Origin of the sequence: Spongiibacter marinus, assembly GCF_016906995.1 — a bacterium.
In the GTDB taxonomy this organism is placed as follows: Bacteria; Pseudomonadota; Gammaproteobacteria; order Pseudomonadales; family Spongiibacteraceae; genus Spongiibacter; species Spongiibacter marinus.
In genome coordinates this window covers 116778-138637 of the sequence record NZ_JAFBBD010000006.1, presented here as the reverse complement: position 1 = coordinate 138637, position 21860 = coordinate 116778, and the positions used below count along the sequence as shown (strand labels likewise).

32 protein-coding genes are annotated in these 21860 nt (G+C 55.8%); 7 read left to right on the top strand and 25 right to left on the bottom strand.

Annotated elements, in window-relative coordinates:
• The first annotated feature begins 45 nt into the window (after positions 1-45).
• The gene (locus HNR64_RS10755; RefSeq protein ID WP_204996475.1) at positions 46-408 is read left to right on the top strand and encodes a hypothetical protein; all 363 of its coding nucleotides are present in this window, start codon (positions 46-48) and stop codon (positions 406-408) included.
• A gap of 280 nt (positions 409-688) precedes the next feature.
• Here the strand turns inward: HNR64_RS10755 and HNR64_RS10750 are convergent, their stop codons facing one another.
• Together HNR64_RS10750 and HNR64_RS10745 are read right to left on the bottom strand one after the other, a co-directional pair.
• Positions 689-1231, bottom strand: coding sequence for a BRO-N domain-containing protein (locus HNR64_RS10750; RefSeq protein ID WP_022957247.1), 543 nt, complete (start codon positions 1229-1231; stop codon positions 689-691).
• Positions 1231-2181: a hypothetical protein gene (locus HNR64_RS10745; protein WP_204996474.1), complete on the bottom strand. Its 951-nt coding sequence runs from the start codon at positions 2179-2181 to the stop codon at positions 1231-1233. Before HNR64_RS10745 ends, HNR64_RS10750 begins: the two co-directional genes overlap by 1 nt.
• A 27-nt stretch (positions 2182-2208) precedes the next feature.
• Between HNR64_RS10745 and HNR64_RS10740 the strand changes: the two genes are divergently transcribed.
• Positions 2209-2505, top strand: a complete 297-nt coding sequence (locus HNR64_RS10740; RefSeq protein WP_022957249.1) for a type II toxin-antitoxin system RelE/ParE family toxin — start codon at positions 2209-2211, stop codon at positions 2503-2505.
• A gap of 3 nt (positions 2506-2508) precedes the next feature.
• On the top strand, positions 2509-2844 hold the full coding sequence (locus HNR64_RS10735; protein WP_204996473.1) for an addiction module antidote protein: 336 nt from the start codon (positions 2509-2511) through the stop codon (positions 2842-2844).
• A gap of 76 nt (positions 2845-2920) precedes the next feature.
• Here the strand turns inward: HNR64_RS10735 and HNR64_RS10730 are convergent, their stop codons facing one another.
• The 13 genes from HNR64_RS10730 to HNR64_RS17545 all read right to left on the bottom strand — a co-directional run bounded on the left by HNR64_RS10730 (position 2921) and on the right by HNR64_RS17545 (position 10849).
• Positions 2921-3259 carry a hypothetical protein gene (locus HNR64_RS10730; protein WP_204996472.1) on the bottom strand — a complete coding sequence of 113 codons (339 nt, stop codon included), beginning with the start codon at positions 3257-3259 and terminating at the stop codon, positions 2921-2923.
• A 206-nt stretch (positions 3260-3465) separates the two neighbouring features.
• Positions 3466-3747 (bottom strand): hypothetical protein, encoded by a 282-nt coding sequence (locus HNR64_RS10725; RefSeq protein ID WP_204996471.1) that lies wholly within the window; start codon positions 3745-3747, stop codon positions 3466-3468.
• Between the two features lie 62 nt (positions 3748-3809).
• Positions 3810-4034, bottom strand: a complete 225-nt coding sequence (gene csrA, locus HNR64_RS10720) for a carbon storage regulator CsrA (RefSeq protein ID WP_204996470.1) — start codon at positions 4032-4034, stop codon at positions 3810-3812.
• 29 nt (positions 4035-4063) lie between these two features.
• The gene (locus tag HNR64_RS10715) at positions 4064-4204 is read right to left on the bottom strand and encodes a hypothetical protein (RefSeq protein ID WP_204996469.1); all 141 of its coding nucleotides are present in this window, start codon (positions 4202-4204) and stop codon (positions 4064-4066) included.
• A complete protein-coding gene (locus HNR64_RS10710) occupies positions 4194-4427 on the bottom strand; it encodes a hypothetical protein (RefSeq protein ID WP_204996468.1) in 234 nt (77 codons plus the stop codon). Before HNR64_RS10710 ends, HNR64_RS10715 begins: the two co-directional genes overlap by 11 nt.
• Entirely contained in the window at positions 4424-7084 is a 2661-nt protein-coding gene (locus HNR64_RS10705; protein ID WP_204996467.1) for a toprim domain-containing protein, read from the bottom strand. Before HNR64_RS10705 ends, HNR64_RS10710 begins: the two co-directional genes overlap by 4 nt.
• 9 nt (positions 7085-7093) lie before the next feature.
• Positions 7094-7396, bottom strand: a complete 303-nt coding sequence (locus HNR64_RS10700; protein ID WP_204996466.1) for a hypothetical protein — start codon at positions 7394-7396, stop codon at positions 7094-7096.
• Positions 7397-7436: 40 nt separating this feature from the next.
• Positions 7437-8510, bottom strand: a complete 1074-nt coding sequence (locus HNR64_RS10695; protein ID WP_204996465.1) for a DNA polymerase III subunit beta — start codon at positions 8508-8510, stop codon at positions 7437-7439.
• A 12-nt stretch (positions 8511-8522) separates the two neighbouring features.
• The gene (locus HNR64_RS10690) at positions 8523-8867 is read right to left on the bottom strand and encodes a hypothetical protein (protein WP_204996464.1); all 345 of its coding nucleotides are present in this window, start codon (positions 8865-8867) and stop codon (positions 8523-8525) included.
• Between the two features lie 13 nt (positions 8868-8880).
• Positions 8881-9105: an Ogr/Delta-like zinc finger protein gene (locus HNR64_RS17550; protein ID WP_157581074.1), complete on the bottom strand. Its 225-nt coding sequence runs from the start codon at positions 9103-9105 to the stop codon at positions 8881-8883.
• On the bottom strand, positions 9102-9671 hold the full coding sequence (locus tag HNR64_RS10680; RefSeq protein WP_022957259.1) for a hypothetical protein: 570 nt from the start codon (positions 9669-9671) through the stop codon (positions 9102-9104). Before HNR64_RS10680 ends, HNR64_RS17550 begins: the two co-directional genes overlap by 4 nt.
• 259 nt (positions 9672-9930) lie before the next feature.
• On the bottom strand, positions 9931-10566 hold the full coding sequence (locus tag HNR64_RS10675; protein ID WP_204996463.1) for a hypothetical protein: 636 nt from the start codon (positions 10564-10566) through the stop codon (positions 9931-9933).
• Between the two features lie 61 nt (positions 10567-10627).
• Positions 10628-10849, bottom strand: a complete 222-nt coding sequence (locus HNR64_RS17545; protein WP_204996462.1) for a transcriptional regulator — start codon at positions 10847-10849, stop codon at positions 10628-10630.
• Positions 10850-10934: 85 nt separating this feature from the next.
• Here HNR64_RS17545 and HNR64_RS17540 point away from each other — a divergent pair, with 85 nt between their 5' ends.
• The 4 genes from HNR64_RS17540 to HNR64_RS17375 all read left to right on the top strand — a co-directional run bounded on the left by HNR64_RS17540 (position 10935) and on the right by HNR64_RS17375 (position 12788).
• Positions 10935-11321, top strand: a complete 387-nt coding sequence (locus HNR64_RS17540; RefSeq protein WP_420853747.1) for a helix-turn-helix domain-containing protein — start codon at positions 10935-10937, stop codon at positions 11319-11321.
• A 32-nt stretch (positions 11322-11353) separates the two neighbouring features.
• Positions 11354-12040 carry an HNH endonuclease gene (locus HNR64_RS17165; protein WP_239547782.1) on the top strand — a complete coding sequence of 229 codons (687 nt, stop codon included), beginning with the start codon at positions 11354-11356 and terminating at the stop codon, positions 12038-12040.
• Positions 12041-12167: 127 nt separating this feature from the next.
• Positions 12168-12539, top strand: coding sequence for a hypothetical protein (locus HNR64_RS10650; RefSeq protein WP_022957265.1), 372 nt, complete (start codon positions 12168-12170; stop codon positions 12537-12539).
• Positions 12540-12662: 123 nt separating this feature from the next.
• The gene (locus HNR64_RS17375) at positions 12663-12788 is read left to right on the top strand and encodes a hypothetical protein (protein WP_022957266.1); all 126 of its coding nucleotides are present in this window, start codon (positions 12663-12665) and stop codon (positions 12786-12788) included.
• 78 nt (positions 12789-12866) lie between these two features.
• On the opposite strand, the gene HNR64_RS10645 is transcribed toward HNR64_RS17375, so the two are convergent.
• The 10 genes from HNR64_RS10645 to HNR64_RS10600 all read right to left on the bottom strand — a co-directional run bounded on the left by HNR64_RS10645 (position 12867) and on the right by HNR64_RS10600 (position 21854).
• Positions 12867-13847 carry a contractile injection system protein, VgrG/Pvc8 family gene (locus HNR64_RS10645; protein WP_204996460.1) on the bottom strand — a complete coding sequence of 327 codons (981 nt, stop codon included), beginning with the start codon at positions 13845-13847 and terminating at the stop codon, positions 12867-12869.
• Positions 13844-14290 (bottom strand): phage tail protein, encoded by a 447-nt coding sequence (locus HNR64_RS10640; protein ID WP_022957268.1) that lies wholly within the window; start codon positions 14288-14290, stop codon positions 13844-13846. Before HNR64_RS10640 ends, HNR64_RS10645 begins: the two co-directional genes overlap by 4 nt.
• Positions 14291-14300: 10 nt before the next feature.
• On the bottom strand, positions 14301-16709 hold the full coding sequence (locus tag HNR64_RS10635) for a phage tail tape measure protein (RefSeq protein ID WP_204996459.1): 2409 nt from the start codon (positions 16707-16709) through the stop codon (positions 14301-14303).
• Between the two features lie 14 nt (positions 16710-16723).
• Positions 16724-16876 carry a GpE family phage tail protein gene (locus HNR64_RS10630; protein WP_239547781.1) on the bottom strand — a complete coding sequence of 51 codons (153 nt, stop codon included), beginning with the start codon at positions 16874-16876 and terminating at the stop codon, positions 16724-16726.
• A 17-nt stretch (positions 16877-16893) separates the two neighbouring features.
• Positions 16894-17217 carry a phage tail assembly protein gene (locus tag HNR64_RS10625; RefSeq protein WP_204996458.1) on the bottom strand — a complete coding sequence of 108 codons (324 nt, stop codon included), beginning with the start codon at positions 17215-17217 and terminating at the stop codon, positions 16894-16896.
• Between the two features lie 21 nt (positions 17218-17238).
• A complete protein-coding gene (locus HNR64_RS10620; protein ID WP_204996457.1) occupies positions 17239-17751 on the bottom strand; it encodes a phage major tail tube protein in 513 nt (170 codons plus the stop codon).
• A 40-nt stretch (positions 17752-17791) separates the two neighbouring features.
• Positions 17792-19297, bottom strand: coding sequence for a phage tail sheath subtilisin-like domain-containing protein (locus tag HNR64_RS10615; protein WP_204996456.1), 1506 nt, complete (start codon positions 19295-19297; stop codon positions 17792-17794).
• A gap of 112 nt (positions 19298-19409) precedes the next feature.
• Positions 19410-19682 (bottom strand): hypothetical protein, encoded by a 273-nt coding sequence (locus HNR64_RS10610; protein ID WP_204996455.1) that lies wholly within the window; start codon positions 19680-19682, stop codon positions 19410-19412.
• A gap of 11 nt (positions 19683-19693) precedes the next feature.
• Positions 19694-21088 (bottom strand): phage tail-collar fiber domain-containing protein, encoded by a 1395-nt coding sequence (locus tag HNR64_RS10605; protein WP_204996454.1) that lies wholly within the window; start codon positions 21086-21088, stop codon positions 19694-19696.
• A gap of 10 nt (positions 21089-21098) precedes the next feature.
• Positions 21099-21854: a hypothetical protein gene (locus tag HNR64_RS10600; RefSeq protein WP_204996453.1), complete on the bottom strand. Its 756-nt coding sequence runs from the start codon at positions 21852-21854 to the stop codon at positions 21099-21101.
• Positions 21855-21860 lie beyond the last annotated feature (6 nt).

Sequence of the window (21860 nt, the reverse complement as noted above, 5' to 3'; positions counted from 1 at the left end):
GGCTATGGGGGGTCAAGAAACTTAAATCACAAAAGGAATTTGACGATGAAAAAGCTATTGATTGCCATACTGATCTGGCTCCCCGCCTACTCACAAGCGGATGAAAACGCTGACCTCGTGGAGAATTTTTGCTATGCCCTGCAAGCGATGGCCCTATGCGATGGCATCTCCATGAGAGTTGATACAGAGAAAAAGCTAGAAGCCAAAGTAGGCGGTCCTCTCCGAGGGCGGGATTCAAAATACAACGGTGTTTGTATGGCAGGAATCTCGAATGCCTTTGATGATGAACAAAAAGGCTTATGTGAAAAGGCATGGAATCAGTTCGGCTGCTTCGGATCGGTTGAACCAAAACTGCTGCAAAAAAGCAGTTACGGTAGAAGCGACCATGTTCTCTGTGAATATGAATAGCAAGGCTTAAAAAGAGCGCGGCAAACCGCCGCGCCCACCCTCCTGTTACGCTGTCACCCAACTGAAGCAAGTCGCACCTCTGGATGCGGCGACCTCGCCACCGACAATGCCCTCACCGCCGTTATCTGACAAACCCACTGGAAATAGCACCGTGGGCTATTACAAACCAACGACACCTCGGTATTGCAGCGCGTCTGCTTTTTAAAGCGGGTGATAACCGCCGGTGAGGTGCACTGTGGGCAAGTGAACACATCCCGATTGATGCTGATATTGGCCTTGCTCATGGCAGCACCTCCAGCACCATCTGCTGAGGTTCTTTGCCCAGCAACGGCAGCTCTGGCATTGGCCAGGCAGCCAGGCGGCAATAGTGCTGCAGGGTAATCCAGGTCTGCTTGTACACCATCGCATCCCGGCAGACAGCCAGTTTATCGGTCAGCCGCTCAATCTCCCGGATGTAGCCATTCCTCTCCTTGTCGCTGATGTTAACTGGCCCGGCGAAATGCCACACAAACTCGGCCACCGCCACCTTCATCGCCTGGGCTTTTGGCTGACCGGACTCCATCACCAACAGCAAAAACCCAATGGGGTGATACACCTTGGTGTCGTAATTTTTGCCGTCAGTTGACATCAACTTGATGTCAACTGAGTAATGATTGATGTGCAAATTTCGGTCTAAGATATTGTTGATGCACCTGCGCGGCTCGGCATATTCCAGCCACTCACCGATCGCGGTTTTGGTGGCATGAGGAATGCCATCGATAAATACGGCCTGAGTCAGTTCGATCTGGCCCCAGTGAAAGGGCATGGGGGTATGTTGAGTCATTATGCCGCCTCCCCTACTACCGCGCTTTGCTGGGTTTTGGCTTCCCAGCGCCACACATTCATTTGCACCCGGTGCAGGTTGGTGACCATGGCCTTTTTGTCCAGCTCGCCCTCCGGCATGAGGTCGGCCTGGCGGCCCAGGCACCACAGCAGCGCTTTCAGTTGCTTGCTCAGGTAACAGTAAGGCGTCAGTTGCAGAACGGCGCGCACCTCGTCGATATGGTGGGCCATCACATTGGGAAGATCGCTGTTGTCGATCAGGCGCTCATTGACCGAGTCAATAGCGCTGTCCAGGGCTACATGCAGGTAGAGAAAAGCCGATGCCAAACAGCTTACGCTCAGGCCGGGAATGGAAAGTAAGGATGGTTCGCGCTCAGTCGATACCAAACTGGTATCAGTTGGGGTCAATTTGACCCCAACTGAATCCTCGGTGAGGTCAGTCGCAGAAGGTTCAACCGATATCAGATTGATATCGACTGAATGGTCAACCGCCGTCAAATTGACGGCAGTTGACCTCAGGCTGAGGTCAACTGAAGCGGGTTCAAGCGGAGTCAGATTGACTTCAGTTGACGTCAGATTGACGGCAACTGAGCCTTGCTCGCGGACAGTATCCAGGTGATCTGCGTTGAATCCGGACGGATTTTGGGTAGGGTTTTTCATGGCAGTAGCCTCTTGCTGAGTCAGAGAACCGCCACCATTAACGCCAATTAATAGGGTGGCGGGCGTCACAGGGTTGGCGTTACCGGGCAAGAGAACCGGCGCGACCGAAGTCGCCCCCATGACACCCGCCATAAACTGCGGGCACAAAAAAAGCGCTTCGGATGAGCGCCATTGCGCTCTTGCTCGAATCGGGACGCCAATCCCGGCTGCGGATTTTGCCGCAACGGGGATAGTGTATGGATAATTATTTAGAATTGTCAAATTGCATGCTGTTGAACCAATGTTTGACAATCGTATCCAAACGGATACACTAGCCGCATGTACACAATAAAGCGCCTGGATGAATTCGACGACTGGCTTAACGGCCTGAAAGACAGTACAACTCGACTGCGTTTGTCTCGTCGCTTGGAAAAAGCCTCTAGGGGCTTGTTGGGTGACACCAGCTCCGTGGGCGACGGCGTTTTTGAAATGCGCGAGTTCTTTGGCCCCGGTTGGCGAATGTACTTTGTAGAGCGCGGCGAAACACTGATTGTAATGCTCGGCGGTGGAGATAAATCGAGCCAACAGGCCGATATCGACGCCGCTAAAAAACTGGCTGAACAGCTGGAGGATTGAACCATGAATGACAAAATTAAAGTAAGCGACCTGACTGAATTTGATATGGCCGAACAGCTTCGCAGCGAAGAGGATATTGCAGAATACCTTTCGATGGTTCTGGAAGACGGGGATACCAACGAGCTGATCCGAGCTGTCGGCTATGTTGCCAAAGCTCGTGGAATGACTCAGATCGCCCAGGCCAGCGGCCTCGGACGTGAAAGTTTGTATAAAGCATTGCGAGTCGGCGCTAAACCACAATTTGAAACCATCAGTAAGGTATTGGGGGCGATGGGCGTTGGCCTTAAAGTCGTTGCCACACCTATAGCAAAGCAGGACAACCACGCTGTAGCGCATTGACGCCCCCCTCCCTGCTTCGAGTGATAGTCTCACCCAAAGCAGGGACCACTGACCTTCTCGCATACGCACCAAGCACCTACTCCCCGAACCCGAGCTGGGTTACCACAGGAATATCCAGGCCATAGGCCGCGTTGGCTTTCTCAATAGCGACCTGCCTGAGCTTGGGATTTTTAATACCATCGATTTTGGCGAGCACGTTAACAATGCTGGAACCATTTCCGGCTTTTACGGCGATGCCCTGAGTTTCATAGGCATGGAGCGCGCCGTCCCATTCCTCATGTTTAGATTTAAGCCACTCTGCAGATTCCAGATTGCCCTGAGCATTGATATTTCGGGGACTTAATGTGTTCAAAAACGAAGTGACACGGTCTAATCGGATAAGATATTGCTCTCTTTCAACAGGTTTCTCGTCCATTTGGGGGTACCGGGGTACCCCCAAAGTCATCCCAAACCGCTCGGTCAGATATGAGTCGTTAAGCAATTTTGTCTTTTCCACTGGATACCGATCTGATCGCATATCGGTTTAAGGGGCACTCGGTCATGCCCATCTTCGCATTTCACCACCGGCAATATTGCATCGCCGAAGCCGATTGAAATATGGATACGTTCGTTTTTCATGGTTCACCTCGCTTGATAACGGGAATAGCTTTTACAAATCTTCTGAAACATCGCCGCCGCCTCGGGTTTGTGGTCCAGTTCGGCGCGGCTTTCTATGCCGCAGGCATCCAGAAAGAAGTCGCGGGCGTCTTCTTCGGTGTGGGTGCCGTCGGGAATGTCGATCGGGTATTTGGCGTTGCGCATACGGTCCAGCCAAAGCCGAAACTCCGGCGCCTGGCACAGCATGGCCGCACGGCGCGACAGTGCCCCGCCCTTCTTTCCGTTCTGACCTCCCGTTTTGTGCATGGTCATGCCCCTGTTGTGGTCAGTAGGCACCGGGGAGTTGCCGCTCTCCGGTGCCACCTTCGTTAAATGGCGGAGAGGTGCTTGCGCCGGTCGGTCATGATGTCAGGTGCTTGTTTCTGGGCCTGCTTGCGCTGGTAAATCTCCTCGCGGTCCACGCCCACATCCTTTTCAGCAACAATGCCAAGCCGCACCTGGTTGCCCTTCACGCCCAGCACAGTCACTTCGACCAGCTTGCCGTTGTCGTCGCAAATCAGGGTCTCGCCTATCCGTCGGGTTAATATCAACATGGTGGTTCTCCTTCCTTAGTTTTGGGCCACTAAAACGTGACCACGTAGGTGAGCCCTGCGGCAAACAGCCAATAGAGCCCTTTTCTCCAGTCGCCCCCCATCAGGTAGGGCGCGGCAGCGCCCAGTTGCAACACCATCATGGCGGCGGGTAGCATTTTCTCAGCGGTCATGGGTGGCACCTGCCGGCAGGTGCGGACGTTTGGCAAAGCCGGTGCGGTCATAGATCGCTTTCCATTCGCTGAGCGGCTTGGCAGCGCGCACAATCAGCTTGTTAGACTCATCTTCACGGTGCACTTGTAGCAACACATCCAGCAGCGCCATGGCCAGTGCATTACCACCGGCCACCAGCTCCTCATAGCTGGCCATGCCGGGGTCTTCGGTAAATTCACTCACGCGGGTCTCTCCTTGTTTTCAAAAATCCAGCAGCGCACCGACTTTCCCTCGGTGCCGTTCAGGTGAATGCCAGAATTAACCACCTTGGTATCGAGGTATTTGTGACGGCGGCTGCCTTTAAGCAGGCGCTTCAGATCGGTCATGGGCGGCACCTGCTGGCGGTGCTCCACGGCGCGCTCCACAAAGTGGTTGAGGTTGATGGCGATTCGATCTTTATTTTTGCTGTGGTTGAGCTTGGGATCGTTGTCGTCACCATTCAGAAATTCGTATTGTTCCCAAAACTCCTGCACCACCGGATGATCAGCACTAATCGCCTTCTGGCGCTCCACCGCCATGTTCAGCAGCTCCCGCTGGGTCGCCTTCACCTGCTCTTTACTGAGGGGCAACACCAGCGCCAAGGCACTTACCAGGGCACACAGTTGCCCGTGGTTCTTCGCAATCCGCACGTTCTTAATGCCGGGCTGGGCCATCAGGCGCTGCTCAAATTCGGGGGTTTTTTCGGTAATCAGGGCCATAATCTCGGCCTCTTTTTTTACCGACTCGAGCACAAAGCTGCTCACATGCTCCAAGGGCATGTGCTCCAGCTCATGGGCCATCCGCTTGCTGTCGTCGTTGTGCGCGGCGCGGGTAAAGCGTAGGTGCACAATCCGCTGCAGCACCGCCTCACTGGCCTGTACAGCAGCGTTCTGGCTGATGGCAACCGCGCCACGAAACGGCGGCTCGTAGGTCTCGTTGCCACTGTTCTTCATTCCCCGGCTGCGCACCGACCGCCCGTTGTAGGCCGTTTTCAGCTCGTCCCAGTCAAACTTTTTGCCGTGGGCGGTATCTTCGTCGCGGTCGCCCTCAATCAGCACCACCGGCATATTGGACACCTGCCCCATATTCCGCGCACGGGCGGCTGCCGTAGACTTGCTGGGGTCAAAGCCTTCGTAATCGCGCCGACCAAAGGTCTTCCACAAAAACTCAATGAGGGTGGTTTTACCCGCGCCGGGCTCGCCGATGATTTCGCAGAATGGGTAGCTTTTTTGGGTATCGCGGATCTGCTCGGCAAATAAAGCACCAAACCAGAAGGCCAGCGCCACCAGGCCCTTTTCGCCAAAACACACATGAATGTGGTGTACCCAGTCGGTGCGGTAGTTATCGGCGTTTTTCGCAATCGCCAGGTGAACGGATTGGTTCAGGCTCTTGATCGCCAGTTTGCCCGCGTCGAAATAGTCCTCATCGTTGATACCGATCAGGCGCCCATCTTTCACCGCCACATCGTTATAAACGTAAATGCCAAACTCTTTGCTGTAGCCCAAAAAGTCGATGGTATTGACGGTTTTAATATTGAAAAGCTGGTCCTTGGCAATCGTGTCCAGCTGCTGACTGGTGCCGGTAAACACACTGCCCGCCGCGACCGATAGCAGGCGTTTTTTAAACTCACTGGCACTGGAAAGCTGGCCCCCGGTAAAGGTGTTTTTAACGGCTGGCCCACCGTGGGGAAAGGTAATGCGGGCGTAATACCAGCTCTCATCGGTGATGGTATTGGCCTGAAAATACAAAAACTGAAAGTGGCAGTTGGCGATCTCGCAAATCGTGTTGCTCAGCTCCAGCGCCTTGTCGCGCATTTCCCGCTCAGTCATCCCCTCATCGGCATCGCTCAGGCTGTTATAGGCCTTGTTGAACTTGTCCAGGTTGAGCGCAAACCAGTACACCCGGCTGCGAAACTCAAAATTAAACTCCTGCCGCTGGTGGTGGTTGTACATCAGCAGGGCTTTTTCGCTGGCACTGGCGGCAACCAGCAGGCTGCCGTGGTAGCGATACCGCGCCATATCCTTCTCAGTAAGGCGGGCCTGCATGTGCAGGTCGTTCCAGTCGTCTTTGCCCTTGCTGTTTTGGGGGATGGTCACGGCGGTAGACCGCTCGTTGGTTTCAGCCAGGCGAGTATGGTGGCGCAGGGTCCACTTACGGCCTGCCACGTCGCCATCCAGCGCCCACACCCAGCGCACGTCTTTATGCTTGTGCTCGTCGAAAAACGCCGAGGGGAAATTGGTGCAACCGAGTATGGCGCAGGCCTTGTAACCGTTCAGGTAAAGGGCAATCGCATCCAGAATACCCTCAACAATAAACACCTCGTTGCCGTGGGCGATTTCCTGCCCCGGAGGGAACCAGGCCAGGCCCTTATAATCGCCCTTGAATGAGGCCTTGCGCTTCTTCTTCTCGCCGTTGTCGTTAACCCACAGTTCTTCAACGAAGCGGTCAAAGTAGATGCCATCGGCAATCATAAAGCGCACCGTGGCCGTGCCCGACTGCTTGCCGATCACGTTGGGGCTCCACCAGCGGTCCTGCTCATACCAGCCCGCAATGCGGGTAATATCAAAGCCCCTGGCCTGCATTAAGTACGCGTCGGCGGTGGCTCGGGGGTTATCGTCCGTGGGCTGGTAGCGCTCGTTGAATTTCTCAAACGCATCGGGGTACAGCTCTTTAATGTGGCCGGACCAGGCGCAGTTATTTTCCCGGCCGCAGCGAATCACCCAAGGGCTTTCCGCTTTGGTGTACAGCTCCTTCTTGCCGCAGCTGGGGCAAACACCGGAGCGCAGCCAGCCGCTGCGCTCCTTGAACTGATAATCCCGCAGCAGGCGCTGGGTGATATCGTTATGTACCGCTGGGATCATGGTGGCCCCTTAAAATCGCAGGCTGTGCTTAATCGCGTCTATATTCGCGCTGAGCTTTTCTGTGTCGTCGAATACGTCGCCAAGCTGATCACGGATAGAGATAGAGATACTTTCCAGCGCCTTGGCGATGTTGTTCGCGTCTGCTTTCATTCCCGTAAGGCTGTTAACCGCTTGCTCATGCCGGGTGTCCGGTAAATCCAGCGCATCGAGTTTCATGCAAACCGCGATATGGGCCGGGCTATCCTGCTCAGTCACGCGTAGGTGGCATTCCAATTCATCCAGGGTCAGGTTTCTCAACATCGCGTCATTCATGATGCTTTCTCCGTTTTGGTAGTTGATTCGGTGAGGACGACTAAACACGCATCGGCATGATGATGTGGACCACATCCTGATTGCCGGTCCACATAAATTGCGTTTCGTGAGCACCAGAGTTCTGCCAGGTAAACTCACCTTTAATGGTATTCATGGCATCGTTCAGGTAACTCAGATTCAGGTGCACCTTCGGCCAGCTTCCGCTGCATTGCGCCTCAGCTTCGTCCTTGGTGTCGCTCTCTGTGCCCGCCGTCAGCGACAGCAGGTTTTCATTGATTTCGCAGCCAAGCATCTGGGTGCCTACCGGCACAAAGCTGCGCAGACGGCTCAACGCAGGTGCGATATGCGCCGCGTCCAGGGTGGCGGTCACGCCGTTTGCAGGAATGCGCATCACTCGTTTGTAATCCACGTATTTGGCATCAAGCAGCTGCGACCGGTAGCGGCCGCAGGCGTGGACTACTTCAATGGCACTATCGCTATAGCGGAGCTCTGCGCCCTCTTCCATCAGCGCCGCAATCAGGTTTTTGAGGCTATCGCGGGGAATCGTAATAGGCCGAAAATCGGCATCGATCAACGCGCAAGCGGCCCGGTGACCATCCGTTGCAACCACGTCATGCTCATTCAGGTGAACCCCCAGCAGCGCGGGGCGCGCGTCATGAACTGCCACCGCGTACTGCACCGTCGCAATGGCTTTGGCTAATTCCTGGGGGTCTAACGCAGGCGATTTCGCCTGGCCCATCTCCTTCCCTTTGGGGAAAATATCTGCCGGCATCGACAAAATCTGAAAGCGCCGACGGCCTTGCTGCAACACGGTTTTAAACTGTTCGCTGCCGGGGCTGCCCGTGGTGCTCAAGGTGGCAGGCCCAGCCAGCCCCGTGACAGCCGCCTGCAACTTCTCGGCATGACAAGTAACACTCCCCGCCTGCTCAACACGCTCAGCGGCAATCACCACCTCGATCTCTTGAGAGAAATCCCGGCTGATCACCCGCAGCTCAGCGGGCGATTCCGTAGCGATCAACAGCACATGCTCAAGGATGTTCAAGGTGCTTCGCTTTTGCGCCAGATTGTTTTTCAGGGCGGCAGCCAGTCCCTGTGCGTTCACAGTCACGTTCATGTGGGGGCCTCGTTATTGGAGAGAAAAGAAGTCGGTAATCGCGTGCAGAATCTGGTCTGCACTCACAATAATCTGGCGGCCATCCTTGGTGCGCAGCGTGGTGTAAAACGCACAGGTGGCGTCCACATCAATCCACACCTCACCACTGTGGCTGGCCTCTGCCAGCGCCAATGCCGCTTCTTTCTGGGCGCGGTCGGCGGTGATATCAAACGTCATCATCAGGTGCGCCTGGCAGCGCGACAGCAGCGCCTCGTTGCCTTGGCGGCTGGTCAGATGCTGGCTGCGGTGTTTCAACATGTAGCTCAGGGCAGCGTTGCTGATGGTGTTATCAGGGTTAAACGGCAATACATTGCTCATGGTCGCACCTGTGTTAGTTTTTGGAGAAAAGGCCCTTGGTCACCGGGAGGTGAATGGAGGGGTCTGGCGTGGCCGACTCAGACAGCGTCCGGGTGGCCGTTAAATGGGCCACCCAAGTGTGGCCGCAAACAGGGTTCTTACAGATCAGCGTCAGCTCACGAGTGAGCCGGGTCATTTGCTCGCTGTCACGAATGTAAGAGTCAGAAAGGCAATGGGGGCATGGCACAAGGCGGCTCATTCTGCACCCCCTGCGCGCAGCGCTTTAACGTAGTTGATGGCGCTAACGGTGGCCGACAGGGCTTCGTGCAGCTCTTTATCTGCTTTATCCAACTCGCCGGGGTCGACGCCATCCATAAGGGACACCAGTGAGCAGGCAGCATCCGCCTGCTCTTTAATCAAGTGATCCAGCGTCAATGCAGCTGCATTACTCTCGAATTGGTGAGAAACGGAAATACCAGAGGCCGCGTACACATGCCGCAAGTACTGAAGACGAAGATCCTGCGGCATTGCTGCCACAATGGCCTGCTCTAAATACCAAAGCTTATCCGGGGCAGGCTTGGCCTCCTCATAGGCTCCCAGCCAGCGCCACAGCTTTTGGGCGTGAGCGCGCATATCCCCAACCGCATCATCGCCGTGCGAAAACTCCACACCAGTGCCCGCCAGTTGCTCTTTCAAGCCAAGCTGGTCGAACTTCTCCACCACGATCTCTGCCACTAACTGGCGGTTATGGCGTGGGCTTGAAGCCCACCTATCCAGATAACGACGAATCAGTGCGAGGCGATTTTGCGTGTGATTAATTTCCATGCTTACTTCCTTCCGTGTTGATGTTTGCAACACCAACGTCTCATAGGTTTCAGAACCAGCAACTCGGAGTGCATGGGCGGATTCTTCAACCGGGTCTTAAGACCCCCGGCGAGAACAAAAACGGCGGTTTTAGTGGGGGATATCCCCCCCTTGGAGTGCAAAAACAGGCAGTTACGCAAGAGAATTGCGGCCCCAAGGGGTGATATCACCCCCTTGGGCTTAGCTTTTGAACAGGCAAAAACACCCACTGGCAGCCCCTCTACTTGTCTTCTTTATTGGAAAAAAGGGTGAGCTGCCCGGATTGGCCAAGGGTTATATCAAGGATGTTGTCTAGGTATTCCCCGATCTTCTGTTGAAGCGGTTGCGGCACCTTGCCAAACTTTGCTGCGATGTTAACCACGCGCTCGGCTTGCTTTAAACGAGCTTCATTGGCTTTTGCGGCATCCATCGCGCCACCTGCAATCCGACCGGCGCGCTCCATCTTTAATAGATAGGCGAAAACCTTGCGGGCAGCTTCGCTATCGCCCCGCGCGCCCGCCAGAAGAAAGCCATCCCAAGAAAGGAAGATGGTTTTACCGTCTCGGCTATGGAGACCAAGGTTTTCCTGAGCCCACATTCGCACTTCAGGTGCGAATGTGGCTATAGATACGCCCTCGACATCATACTTTTCGCATAACATGCGAAGACCTGATTCACCCGAGTACCCAAAAACCGAGGCCAATTCACGCCTCATTGCATAGCATTTACCCCGATGTTCCAGCAGATCGAACCCAAACTGTCGAGCAGCTTCACGGTAGCGGTCACGCTCTGTTCTGCGGTCGATGTCTAAAAGCAGGGAATGGACTTCATTGGTGTCATCGCCTAAAACGGCAATCTGAAAATCGGTAAGGTTCATGGGTTTTCGCCTCGCTGGGTGGTCTGTGATCGGATATTCAAGACGCTCTAACTCTTTGGATTTAGGATTCAGTTTCCACAGGAGAGGGAGGACCAAAAATGTCAGGCCTCAGGTCATGAACTGAAATAGCACCATCCGTAGCATCAGCTATGGCGCGACAACGGTGTGGAGGAACAACACCTGTCCGTTTCCATTTCGAAACGGCGCTCTCTGTCACCCCTAGAAAATCGGCTAGGGACTTTTGGCTATCGAGGAGTTCGATTGCGCGTTGAATTGCGGACATAAACTTTCCCAAAGGTTCATATTTCAAAAGAATACTGAACCAACTGGACAGTAAATGTCAACGATTTTTCGTATAAACTTGACCTATGGGAAAGATGCGTAACAGAGACGACAACATACTCGCCGAGAATTCGGAGTGGCTTGTAACCTTTTTCAATGAGGCGGGCGTGTCTCAGGTCCAAGTTGCCACAGCACTGGGGGTAACTGAGAGCGCCGTTTCGAAATGGAAAAGGACAGGGAATATTACGGCAGAGAACATAGTTCTCATTTGCGAGTTGTTTGAGTTTAACCCACCTGTTTGGCTTAGAGATAAGCGCCTGGAAGATTCTGAGCCACATAGAACGGAAGAGACGTTGTTAAGAATTCAATCACTCTATGAAGATGGCCACCTGACCCTAGACGACCTCCTCCACCTCGAACGTATGGCCCTACACATCGCAGGCTTGCGCCAGGCGCTAGAAAAAAAAGGGTAAGAAACCGAGCATGCACGGACTGCACTTGAGTTATGTTAAATAGACTGCTTTTAGTTTCTCTCCTGATTTTTGCACCCAGCGCCTTTCCCCACGGTGGCGGCTTGGATAGCAACGGAGGTCACACCAATCGCCAGACCGGCGAATACCACTGCCACCGCGCTCCCTGCACATCCGCGAAGACACAAGTTGAAAAGGCACAAACAGAGGCCGTCAGCGAAGGCCGCGAATTTTCTACTCTCTACAACCGGAAAGATTGGCCCCACTGGATCGATGCAGATAATGACTGCCAAGACACCCGTTCTGAGGTTCTGATTCGTGATAGCCAGGTGCCGGTCAAGTTCAAACGCAACAAAGGCTGCTCAGTTAGCCACGGATCGTGGCTAGACCCCTACACTGGCCAGCGTTTTGATAAAGCCTCTGATCTGGATATTGATCACATCGTGCCACTGGCCTGGGCGCATGGCCATGGAGCCAGCGGTTGGACAAGGGCAAAGAAGCGTGCCTTTGCCAATGACATGGATAATTTGCTGGCTGTGGATGCTGAAGCCAACCGGGAGAAAGGCGCTAAGGGGCCTGATGATTGGATGCCGCCCGCGGCGGGATTTCGGTGTGAATACACGAGACGCTTTAAATCATTGGCGATCAACTATGGACTCAGAATTTATCCTACTGAAGCAAAAGCTATCAGCAAAATAATGGCTCTCTGCTACAAAAAATAGAAAGAGCTATACTCCGATCTATGTTGATCTAGCATCTTGGTCAGCACGTATCGACAACGGGGTCTAGCTCACGCTTAAAAACATGTAGTAAAATTTCACCTTTTGCCAGCAAAGGACTGACAAGGGTATGAACGCAATAGATCAACACGCTAATAAAATAAGTGAGCTGGCCGACGAGTTATGGGAAAAAACTGTTCTTTTTTGTAACAAAGTCCTTCATCACTCCCGAACGTATGGATTTACCCTGATGGACATACCGGACCCGGATGTTCATAAAATATGTGACTCATTGGAAACTGTTGTGCTTCCTGTGCTGTCAAAAATAGTAGATAGGCCTGAGCTAGCTGATGAAGACCACATTAAGATAGCGAACGTGAGGCAGTACATTTTGCACATTCAAAATATAGTGCAGGCGATCCACCAAGATGATGAAGCCGCATTTATAGATGCCGTAAACGCTCTAGAAAATGAGTCATTTTTACACGTTGCGAAAAATTGAAATTTAAGCAGAAATAGTGCAAGATAGTCCTTACTAAAAAGTTATGCACAGTTTATCCACAAGCATGTGGTTGATAGGAAGCATAACACTGTCGTCAACTGGGAAATGCCAAGGAGGCAAAATATGGGTAACTATGCTGAAACCATAGAGCTTCTTAACCAAGCCATTAAGGCTATTGAAGAGCTAGACAACATGTGGAACGAGGCTGTTTCCACTGTCGCCGCCGAAGAAGAGTTACTTGCGGCATAAAAGGCTCTCAAAGAAATAGAATATTCACGAAAGCTCCCAACATAGGGGGCTTTTTTTTGGTCAAGATCCTGACAAAAACTACCTCTTCGTGACCAACTCCACCGCCGTGACCAACCCGCCGTCGCTGACGGTGTGGTTTAAGTCCTCGATCACCCAATTGTGGGCGTCGATATCCCCCTTCCAGCCGCTCAGCGCCACTGGTTGGCCGTTTACCAGCTCGGGGAGGCCTGGCTCCACGGTAATGCTCATGGTGGCGTCGCCGCGCTGAATACGTGCCCACTCGGCTTTTGCCGCCTCACCCGCTTGCTGCCCATCTGGCAATGGGTCGCGAATTTGTTTGGTGTAGCCCGCCTCACCCACGGTCACGGTCTCGGTCTGGGCGGTGTCGTTGTTGTACCAGCGAGCGGTCACGCCGGTGAAGCGGCTGTTGCGGTCGGCGGTTTTGTAGCGATGGTCTGTGGTCTGGTTTTTGGTAATGGTGGCCATTGGCAAGGCCGCGCCGCTGGCAGTGGCGCCCTGCCCCTTGGGGAAAAACAACAGGTAGCCATTTTTGCTGGTGGCCACGGCGTCAAACTGTTTGCCAATGCGGTTGAGAAAGGCGCTGTCTGATTCAGCGGTTTGGTTGAGTTGCGCCAGCGCGACATCGGCCAGATCGGGGGCCACCTTCGGCGCCAGGTTGTAGCGCTCGGCAATGGTTGCCACCAGCGCACCCAAGGTAGTGCCAGGCTCCCAATGGGTAGAGCGCAGGGACTTGAACTCTTCGCGGAAGTTCGCGCTGCGGGCGGTAATAATCAGCTTGTCTGGCGGCCCCGCGTGCTCCACATCGTCAACGGTAAATGTGCCCTTGTTGTGCAGGGCCTTGTCCCGGAAACCCAACTGCAGGCTGAGTACCGCGCCCTTTGGGGGAATGTTCAGGGTACCGTCACTGTCGTCCAGCTCCAGCACCAACTGGTCAGCGGTGGTGCCGCTGGCGTCGTGGTAACTCACGCTGATAATGCGCTTTTGCACTTCGCTCGCCAGCGCGACGCCGTTGGCAGTAATTGCAGCAATGGGTGTCATGCTGTACGGGCCGTTTCAGGGTTGCCGGTGCCATTCATGGCCAGGGTGCCAATGGTGTCGGTTTCGCCGTCGTTGTTGCGATTGAGCACCACGGTAAATTCAATTTTGCGCGGGGTGCCGTCGGGGAAAAAATAGCTGGCGTTTTCCTCCACCGAGTCGATAAACCAGAAGCCCTTGTGCTCACCGTCGCCCTGCATAAGCACCCAGGCTTTACCGCTGTCGCCCAGATCGCGCAGATCCTGCAGGCGCTGGCCGTCGCCGGTAATGTCGTGGGCCAGCGTGCCACTAAGCGTAATGCGGTCTTCACCGGGGCCGGTAAATTGGTGGGCCGGACGCTCACCCAGCCGGTTATTGGCCGCCCAGCGCCATTGGGTGCTGCGTTGCAGCCGGTCATAGGCCAGCGAGTCTATGGAGAATACAAACAAGCCCAGCGACATCAGCATGGCTTAGCCCTCACGAGTGGTCCGCGTATGCCCCGCCCCGGCGGCGGGCTTTGCGGCGGTCAATTTCATCAATAGTCTTTTTCACCAGGGCATCGGCGTTTTCGCCGGGCTGCTGGTGCACGTTGATGGTGTACTGGCTGGCATCGGTGTAGTTCTGGCCCCCGGCAGCCCCAGCGGCTACCACCGGGGCCCCGCTGCTGACCGGCACACTGGCTTTGGCGACATCAGCGCCCTTGTTACCAAACACCCAGTCGCCCACCTTGTTGCCAAACCACTCGCCGCCCATGCCACCGGCAATGGCGCCCACCAGGCCGCCAATGGCGGTACCGACAATGGGCACAACTGAGCCCAGTGCGGCACCGGCCGCACCGCCAGCCAGTGCGCCGCCCATGCCGCCGAGATCTTTGGAGACCTCCAGCCCTTTGTTGATATTGGGATCGTCACTCATTAATGTGCTGCCAATGGACAGGGCGCTTAATCCGGCGCCAATTATCCCGGCCTTCGAGCCTAGCCCCTTCAGCAGGCTTTTAATTTTGCCGCCTTTGGTGCCGCCTGCCACGACAGCAGCGGGACCAGTGAGCCCCCCGGCCGCATTCTGCAGGGCTGCCCGTTTAGCGCTCACGCCCAGCCCGGAAATGGCCACCCGAAGGGCGGCAATGGCCACTAATACCGGCGCGACAGCTAAGGCCAGCGCCCCAAGGCCGCCCACCAAAATCATGGCCACCTTGCTGGCGCCGGGGAATTTATCGGTTAGCCAGTCGAGGGCATCTATCAGTCGCGTAGCCGCACCAGCAACCCAATCGATTACTGGTAACAGCTCATTACCCAGCTTGGTCTGAAATTCATCCCAGCGATTTTGCAGAAGGATTAATTGGCTCTCTCGAGTCGCAGCGCGGTTTTCCGCCTCTCTGGACATGCTGCCAGCAAAATCTGCGCTGTTGGCTACTTTATCCAATGCCTTTTTGTACACCTGCAGATTGCCCGCCAGCAGGGAAATATCATCGGAATATTCAAGGCCAAACAGGTCGGTCAGCACCCCGGCGCGAGCCTGTTTGTCGATTTGTGAGAGTGCCGCCAGAAACTCGTCCAGCGCGCCCTGCCCGTTCTGGGCAATCATGGATTCCATGGTGTCAGCAGAGATGCCGATTTCGTCCAGCGCGCCTTGGAACTTGGCCCCCTGCTTGGTGGCGGTTTGCAGCTTGTTGAGCATGGCGTTAATGGCAGTGCCAGCCACCTCGGGCTTTTTGCCCAGAGCCACAAAGGCGTCACCCAGCGCAGCGGTTTGCACTGTGGTGAGACCAAACTGGGTGGCGGTGCCGCCTACCCGCAGCAGCACGTCGACAATCTCTTTGGCTTTAGCCGCGGTATTGTCAGATAGGTGATTTACTGCGTCTCCGAGGTGCCCCATTTCAGCGATCGGCACCTGGTACACATTGCTCAGTTTGGCCATGGACTCACCGGCCTGATCGGGCAACATATCGAAGGCCGTGGACATTTTGGCAGCGGTTTCAACAAAGCCCGGCAACGCGCTGCGCTCCACGCCCAGCTGCCCACCCTGAGCAGCAATGGCGGCCAGCCCCTCTTTGGCAATCGGGATACTGCGGGTCATCTGCAGGAGGGTGGCGGCAAAATCTTTAAACTGGGCGGGGTTATCAAACTCCACGACTTTTTTCACATCGGCCATGGCCGATTCAAACGCGATGGCCTGATCAGTGGGGCCACGCAGAAAATTCAGCGCGCCCCGGCCAACACGGTCCATCCCTGCCGCCACGATGGTGGTATTCGCGGCTTTCTGCAGGGTTTCGTTGTGTTTGGCTTCTGCCGCTGCCAATTGGCCGTGGGCTTGAGATACGGCTTTTATTCGCGATTGGGTGCGGGCATAGGCATCGCCCAAGCGATTCTGGGCGGCGGTTAAATCACGGGTTTCTATGCCCTCAGCTTTCAGCTTGCTGCGCAGTTGGGCGGCACGCTCCACCGCCAGGCGGCGCTGTTTGGTGGTTTGCTCCAGCGCCTTTTCTGCGCGCTCATGCTCGCGGATCAGGGTTTTATTTTCTTTGGCCTGTTGCTTGAGGTTATTGATGGTTTTGGCATCAACTTTCACGCCACTGGCTTTGAGTTCCTGCAATTTTCGCAGATTGGCCTGGGTGATTTTCAGCTGATCGGCTTCTTTCTCCCGCGCCAGCCGCAGCTGCTTGACCTTCTCCGCCGCCTGGGCAGAGGCCTCTTTGGCCTTGCTGGATGCCAATTCATATTCTTTGAGGCGGGCCACCGCTTTGCGCTGGTTGCCAATGTTTTTGAGCTCGTTACCGGTGGCAGAGAGTTTTTGGGCCAGCTCGCTGTTGATGCCAGCCAGCTTTTTAGCGGGGCCGCTCCATTGGTCGACCAGTTTGAGGGTTAGCGCGGTGTCCAGATTGCTCATGTGCGTTACCGGGTTCAGTTGGGTTTAGTGTTGCCGGATCGGTCCCGCGCTTTTTGCTCCCACATGACCAGATCGGCCAGGGGCATTGCCGCCATTTCTGAGGGCGGCCAGTGGAAGACGGTAGCGATATTTGCCATTGGGTCTTCCACCTGGTCGGGCAGTGGCATTCCTGCCGACCGCCCAATCAGTTCAAAAAACCAATCACCTCTTCTGCGCAGCTCACCAGGTCTTTTACATCCATGTCGGTAATTTCCATTTCTGTCAGTGCGGGATCAGTAATGCGCGGTAACACCGTGATCAGGCTGTCGACGTCGGCGTTCAGCAGCAGTGAAAGACGGCAGCCACGCAGTGCGCCGGTATTGGGCTTGCGCAGAGTGAGTTTGGTAATTTCCTGATCGCCTCGTTTTATCGGCTTTTTGAGCTGGATCTCGCCGGGATTAAGCGTCTGCTTTTGCTCTGCTTCAGGCGCTTGCTCTACGCCTGCCGGTACTACTTCTTGCGTTTTCATAAGTCGCCCCTTGTTACGCGTTTATAGACCCAGCGCATTGCGCTGGCTTGCCAGGCGGTCGGTGCCGCCCACGTTTTCGATCATGTTGATCACGTCGATTTCGATCAGCGTTTCGCCGTTTACCACATATTTGAAGTAGCTGAGGCTGGCGGTGCAGTTGAGCATGCCGGACTCCCCGGCTTTGTAGCCGCTGGGCAGCTCCAGGCCGCTGTAGCGCCCGCGCATAACCACTTCAATGGCATCGGTGCGGCTGGCGTCGCCGTCGCTCACAGCGGCGCCCAGAAAGCGCAGGGCCACGCCGTCTACGGTGGTTACACCGAACTGGCGAAGCACACTGGCGGCCATTTCGTGCAGGCGGAAAGACGACGTGAGTTTGTTCATACCCATGTCGCTGTCGACCGGGGCGTTAAAGCCGCCGGGGCGCATTTCTTCCATCTTGCGCTCAAGGTTGGGCAGGGTAATTTCGTCCACCTTGCCAACAAAGTTTTCACCGTCGGCAAACAGGTTAAAGTTCTTCAGTTTCTTGGGCAGCATGGTTGCTCTCCGGTGATTGAGTGGATGGCGTCAGGCGCGCTTAGGCGACCAGTTGCACCAGGTAACGGTCGGTAATGGTCTGGATAAACGTGAGGTCTTCCAGCGGCGGCACGGGAGTGTAGTCGTAACTGATGGTGAGCTTGCCCGCTGCCAGCTGCTCGGTGGTGTTCAGATCGGTATCCACGTAGGCATAGGCGTCCACGATGTAGCCGCTGGCCTTGAGGCTGCGGAATTTGGCGTTAATGCCCTCCACAATCTCTTTGATCAGCACCTTGCTCATGGGCTTATCCATTGCCCACATGTGCGCCTCGGCAATGGTGTCAGCCAGAATGTCGCCAGTGCGGGCAGCCGACTCAAAAGCAAACACCGGGTCGTTGGAGCAAGTGCGCGAACCCCAGAAGCGGAAGCCGCTGCTGCGAATGAGCGTGGTGATTTCGTTGCCGTTGAGGTAGTTGGCGTCGGTGTTGACGTTGGTTAGATCAAAGTGGACCGATTTGGAAATGCCCGTTACGCCATTCACCTCGATGTTGGAAAGGGTTTTGTGCCAGCCCACCTCGTTGTCGGCACGGGCACGCACACCCAATGCGCGGGCGGTTGAGGTAAGCGCGACCTCGGCATTCAGTGCGGTGTTCCAGCCGGTGAACTCAGGCCACAGCAGCATAAGCCGTTTGGAGCCGTAGCTATCGCGGGCGGTAACAGCGGCCTCCATGGTGTCGGCGCTCACGTAGGCATAGGCAAAGGCGCGCAGGCCGTCGGCCACGCTCACCATGGCCGCAATCACGCCGGTGAGGTGATCCAGCCCCGGCACACCCAGAATGCGCGGCTTAACACCCAGCTGGGCCTGGGCATCTTTCAGCGCCAGCAGGCCGGTGGCTTTACCGTCTACCACCGAGCCAATCACATTGGTGGTGGTGGCGGCATCATCAATGCCCTCTGCCACCCGCACTACTACAACCATGGCGCCGATCTGATCAAAGATGGCGGTCATGGCGGCAGGCAAGGTGCCGAGGCCTTTGCCGGTGCTATCGAGCAAGGCGGCTTTGGCCCGGTTGCCCAGTACCAAAACTGGAGTATTGAGTGGGAAAGGTTCATTCACGCCACCGGTAAGGGTGACTTTCGCTTCGGCAATCATTACGCCAGTTCCGTCTGAGCCGGTGGCATTGACGGCGGTGACCAGGGCGGACGCCTCGCTGGTGAGCTCGTTAATCACATCGGCGGCGGTGCTGGTGACATCGCCGGTGCCGTCGGTAGCCAGGGTAACGGTAATGTCGTTGCCGTCTACGGCGACGGCCAGCGCTTCGTCCACTTCGCCGGTATCAATCACGGTAATGGTAACGCTGTTGCCCGCCTGGCCGATCAGTGCTGAGGTGAGCGCGATGGCGGTGTCTGAAGCGACAACACCAATTTGGCCGGTGGCGGCCACCGCTGGGGTGGCGTCTGGCGCGGTACCCACCAGACCAATCACCGCCGTATTCACGGTGCGGATTGGGCGCGCCCCTTCGGATTTTTCGATAATGCGGACGCCGTGGTGATATTGGTCAGACATGGTGGTCTCCAGCGATTAATGATTGCGTTACCCGCATTTTTCGCTGGTTGCCATGCGCGTTAAAGCAGTGGCAGGAGTAAACCCCCGCTATACAGCGGGGTAAGATGGTGGGCTATTGGGAAATGAGCTGCGCCACGTCGGGGTTTTGCTGCAAAAAGGCCTGCAGCTTGGCCACCGGGTCTTCGGGTTCTGACTGGGCGGGCCGGTTGACCAGATCCCAGCTGTGACCATTCCAGCGCGGCCATTTGCCCTCGGGCACCTCGGGCGGCGGCGGTGTTTCGGTGCATCGAGCGGGCAATAAAAACTTGCCGGTTTCCAGCGGTGATTCGTCGGCTTCGGTCTCGCCCTGATACAGCCCTGCGGCGTCGTGTTGATAAACGATCATGCGCAGCTCCTTTAATACTTGATGCAGGCCAGCATGGCAATATTGCGCGGGCGCGCCTCAGTGCCGCCCGATGACGATGTGAGCCCCACCGATGGCGTGGCCGCTTTACCGGCAATATGGGCGTTGGCCTCCCCCCCGGTCGCACTCTTTGGCACTGGGCTGTTGCTGGCGGTAATGGGGCTGCTTTGGGGGTTGACTGAGCCGGTGTCTGACGTAAACGAAAAGTGGGTGTGGGCCTTGTTATCTGAGCCTTGGGCTGAGCCAAAAGCCCGGCCGGAATCAATGCCGCGGCTGTCATCCCAGCCGCGCATAAACTCCCCGCGCAGATCCGGCAGCGCGAAGGTGTTAAAGCCATCGCCATTGCCAAAGGTGGTGCCGATTGCAGCAAAGAGATTGGCATAGGCTGTGCGACTCACCAGCGCGCCGTTGGCCTTGAGCCAGCCCGTGGGTGCAGAGTTGCGGGCAAACATGCCTACCAGCCCCGGGGGTGCCTTCTGGTCTGCCTCAGCCTTGCTGTATACGCTGAGGTTTGCCCGGGCGGTTGCCACGTTGGCCACATCAGACAGATTTTTGCTCTTTTCCAGTGGCGCAGGCGCGCTGCCGGTGGGCTCGTTCTGGGCGCAGATGATCTTTGTGCCGGCGGTGTAGCTTTGGCCCAGGATGATCCGGGTTTCATCATTGGGCGCCGCCGCTTTCTGCCACTGGTCGGCCCCTGCCCCGGGGTAAAGGCGCTGGCCATCAATGTACACCGCCAGCCCCCGGGTGCTGACCACAGCCAAATCCACCTGGGTTTGGCTGTCGGCCAGGGTCTGTTCTTCCTCAATAGTGTCCACGGTGATATTGGCCACGTCAGGGTCTTCCCAGTCCACATCGCCGTCGGTGTTGGACTGCTTGCGCAGCACCTGGCCGGTGGTGCCGCCCGGTGTGAGCGTAGCCATTTTGATGTTATTGATGATCCACGTTTGCGTAGCCACCGCCACGTTGGGGTCGACCTGCAGGGTGATCACCGCCGCATTGCTTACGGCAAATTCAACGCGGACCACGGTGTCTGAAAACGCCCCATCGGCGTCGGTGGGCTTGTAGGTTTCCGGCAGATTTCCGACCACAAACAGCCCGCCCTGGTCGTCAAAAACCCCAATTTCCCGCAGGGTAAACCCGCCCTCCGTGGCGGGAATAATCAGCTCAGCGGTGTAGCGGGTGTTGTCTTCCGGGTGTTGATATACCCGGTTGACCACATCACGGAAACGCTCCCGAACCAGCGTCGATTGGCCTTCGTCGGGGTAGACATCAACGCCGTTGCCATCGCCCACGGCGATTTCCACCAGGTTGATGGGCTCGCCGCTGATTTCAGCGGCGGCAAGGCGCTCTAGGGCGTAGGCGGTGTGGATGGTTTTGAAGTTTGGCATGGACGGCCACCTAGATCTCAATGCTTTTTGAAGAGAAAAGACCTTTAAGATAGTCATACATCGCAGAAAACTCGGCATCACTCAGCGCGCGCTTATAAATTGCAACAAACGCGACTTCAACGTCATCCGGGAATGTTGACAGGTTGTATCCCCTGCCGATCCGGAACTGCTCGCCGTAATCTGGATCTAGCGAGCCGTTGACGACATTCTGCGCGGCTGTGCTCAGGTTTTTTACTGTGCGGGCCTTTGTCGATGCCTTGCGGCTGGCCGCCAAGCAGCAAAACTGATCCTCAGTAACTCCGCCAATCAACGACGCGATGACGCCAGATGAGGTCGATCCATCCGTTTGCGCGCTGTTAAATCGCGCAGCCAGCGCGCCGTCACCAGCGGTCTCCTGCGTAAAATACAGCGCGGTGCCCTGTGTCGTGCCCGCGTGCACTTGGCTAGCCGATGACGTGTTGCCGACAACGATTGCACCGCCAACATCTTCTAACGCCCGCACAACGGTGATAATTGACACCTCGGAGTCGTCATCCACTTGCGTTTGTATGTAGCCATAGCCACCGCCCAACACGACACTGTTATCATTTACCTGCGGTGCACCACTCACGATTGACAGCTCGCCGTTTGGTGCCAGATTACGCACCAAATTGGCCTCGTTGCCGCCAAAAAAATTGCAATACGCAAGGTCGTCCATGACCGGCATAACGACTGCAACCGCGCTAGCAGAAAAATCCGCATTCTTTACTCGCAGAACTAAACCCATAATTGC

Excerpts from the sequence above, each read along its gene's own strand:
- HNR64_RS10755 (WP_204996475.1), top strand. The coding sequence starts at position 46 with ATGAAAAAGCTATTGATTGCCATACTGATCTGGCTCCCCGCCTACTCA.
- HNR64_RS10650 (WP_022957265.1), top strand. The coding sequence starts at position 12,168 with ATGAACGCAATAGATCAACACGCTAATAAAATAAGTGAGCTGGCCGAC.
- HNR64_RS10625 (WP_204996458.1), bottom strand. The coding sequence starts at position 17,217 with ATGAAAACGCAAGAAGTAGTACCGGCAGGCGTAGAGCAAGCGCCTGAA.
- HNR64_RS10695 (WP_204996465.1), bottom strand. The coding sequence starts at position 8,510 with ATGAACGTGACTGTGAACGCACAGGGACTGGCTGCCGCCCTGAAAAAC.
- HNR64_RS10605 (WP_204996454.1), bottom strand. The coding sequence starts at position 21,088 with ATGCCAAACTTCAAAACCATCCACACCGCCTACGCCCTAGAGCGCCTT.
- HNR64_RS10705 (WP_204996467.1), bottom strand. The coding sequence starts at position 7,084 with ATGATCCCAGCGGTACATAACGATATCACCCAGCGCCTGCTGCGGGAT.
- HNR64_RS10700 (WP_204996466.1), bottom strand. The coding sequence starts at position 7,396 with ATGAATGACGCGATGTTGAGAAACCTGACCCTGGATGAATTGGAATGC.
- HNR64_RS10610 (WP_204996455.1), bottom strand. The coding sequence starts at position 19,682 with ATGATCGTTTATCAACACGACGCCGCAGGGCTGTATCAGGGCGAGACC.
- HNR64_RS10690 (WP_204996464.1), bottom strand. The coding sequence starts at position 8,867 with ATGAGCAATGTATTGCCGTTTAACCCTGATAACACCATCAGCAACGCT.
- HNR64_RS10715 (WP_204996469.1), bottom strand. The coding sequence starts at position 4,204 with ATGACCGCTGAGAAAATGCTACCCGCCGCCATGATGGTGTTGCAACTG.
- HNR64_RS10600 (WP_204996453.1), bottom strand. The coding sequence starts at position 21,854 with ATGGGTTTAGTTCTGCGAGTAAAGAATGCGGATTTTTCTGCTAGCGCG.
- HNR64_RS17550 (WP_157581074.1), bottom strand. The coding sequence starts at position 9,105 with ATGAGCCGCCTTGTGCCATGCCCCCATTGCCTTTCTGACTCTTACATT.
- HNR64_RS10675 (WP_204996463.1), bottom strand. The coding sequence starts at position 10,566 with ATGAACCTTACCGATTTTCAGATTGCCGTTTTAGGCGATGACACCAAT.
- csrA (WP_204996470.1), bottom strand. The coding sequence starts at position 4,034 with ATGTTGATATTAACCCGACGGATAGGCGAGACCCTGATTTGCGACGAC.
- HNR64_RS10620 (WP_204996457.1), bottom strand. The coding sequence starts at position 17,751 with ATGCTGCCCAAGAAACTGAAGAACTTTAACCTGTTTGCCGACGGTGAA.
- HNR64_RS10645 (WP_204996460.1), bottom strand. The coding sequence starts at position 13,847 with ATGACACCCATTGCTGCAATTACTGCCAACGGCGTCGCGCTGGCGAGC.
- HNR64_RS17545 (WP_204996462.1), bottom strand. The coding sequence starts at position 10,849 with ATGTCCGCAATTCAACGCGCAATCGAACTCCTCGATAGCCAAAAGTCC.
- HNR64_RS17540 (WP_420853747.1), top strand. The coding sequence starts at position 10,935 with ATGGGAAAGATGCGTAACAGAGACGACAACATACTCGCCGAGAATTCG.
- HNR64_RS17165 (WP_239547782.1), top strand. The coding sequence starts at position 11,354 with ATGTTAAATAGACTGCTTTTAGTTTCTCTCCTGATTTTTGCACCCAGC.
- HNR64_RS10735 (WP_204996473.1), top strand. The coding sequence starts at position 2,509 with ATGAATGACAAAATTAAAGTAAGCGACCTGACTGAATTTGATATGGCC.
- HNR64_RS10740 (WP_022957249.1), top strand. The coding sequence starts at position 2,209 with ATGTACACAATAAAGCGCCTGGATGAATTCGACGACTGGCTTAACGGC.
- HNR64_RS10640 (WP_022957268.1), bottom strand. The coding sequence starts at position 14,290 with ATGCTGATGTCGCTGGGCTTGTTTGTATTCTCCATAGACTCGCTGGCC.
- HNR64_RS10615 (WP_204996456.1), bottom strand. The coding sequence starts at position 19,297 with ATGTCTGACCAATATCACCACGGCGTCCGCATTATCGAAAAATCCGAA.
- HNR64_RS10635 (WP_204996459.1), bottom strand. The coding sequence starts at position 16,709 with ATGAGCAATCTGGACACCGCGCTAACCCTCAAACTGGTCGACCAATGG.
- HNR64_RS10730 (WP_204996472.1), bottom strand. The coding sequence starts at position 3,259 with ATGGACGAGAAACCTGTTGAAAGAGAGCAATATCTTATCCGATTAGAC.
- HNR64_RS10630 (WP_239547781.1), bottom strand. The coding sequence starts at position 16,876 with ATGCCACTGCCCGACCAGGTGGAAGACCCAATGGCAAATATCGCTACC.
- HNR64_RS10750 (WP_022957247.1), bottom strand. The coding sequence starts at position 1,231 with ATGACTCAACATACCCCCATGCCCTTTCACTGGGGCCAGATCGAACTG.
- HNR64_RS10725 (WP_204996471.1), bottom strand. The coding sequence starts at position 3,747 with ATGCACAAAACGGGAGGTCAGAACGGAAAGAAGGGCGGGGCACTGTCG.
- HNR64_RS10680 (WP_022957259.1), bottom strand. The coding sequence starts at position 9,671 with ATGGAAATTAATCACACGCAAAATCGCCTCGCACTGATTCGTCGTTAT.
- HNR64_RS17375 (WP_022957266.1), top strand. The coding sequence starts at position 12,663 with ATGGGTAACTATGCTGAAACCATAGAGCTTCTTAACCAAGCCATTAAG.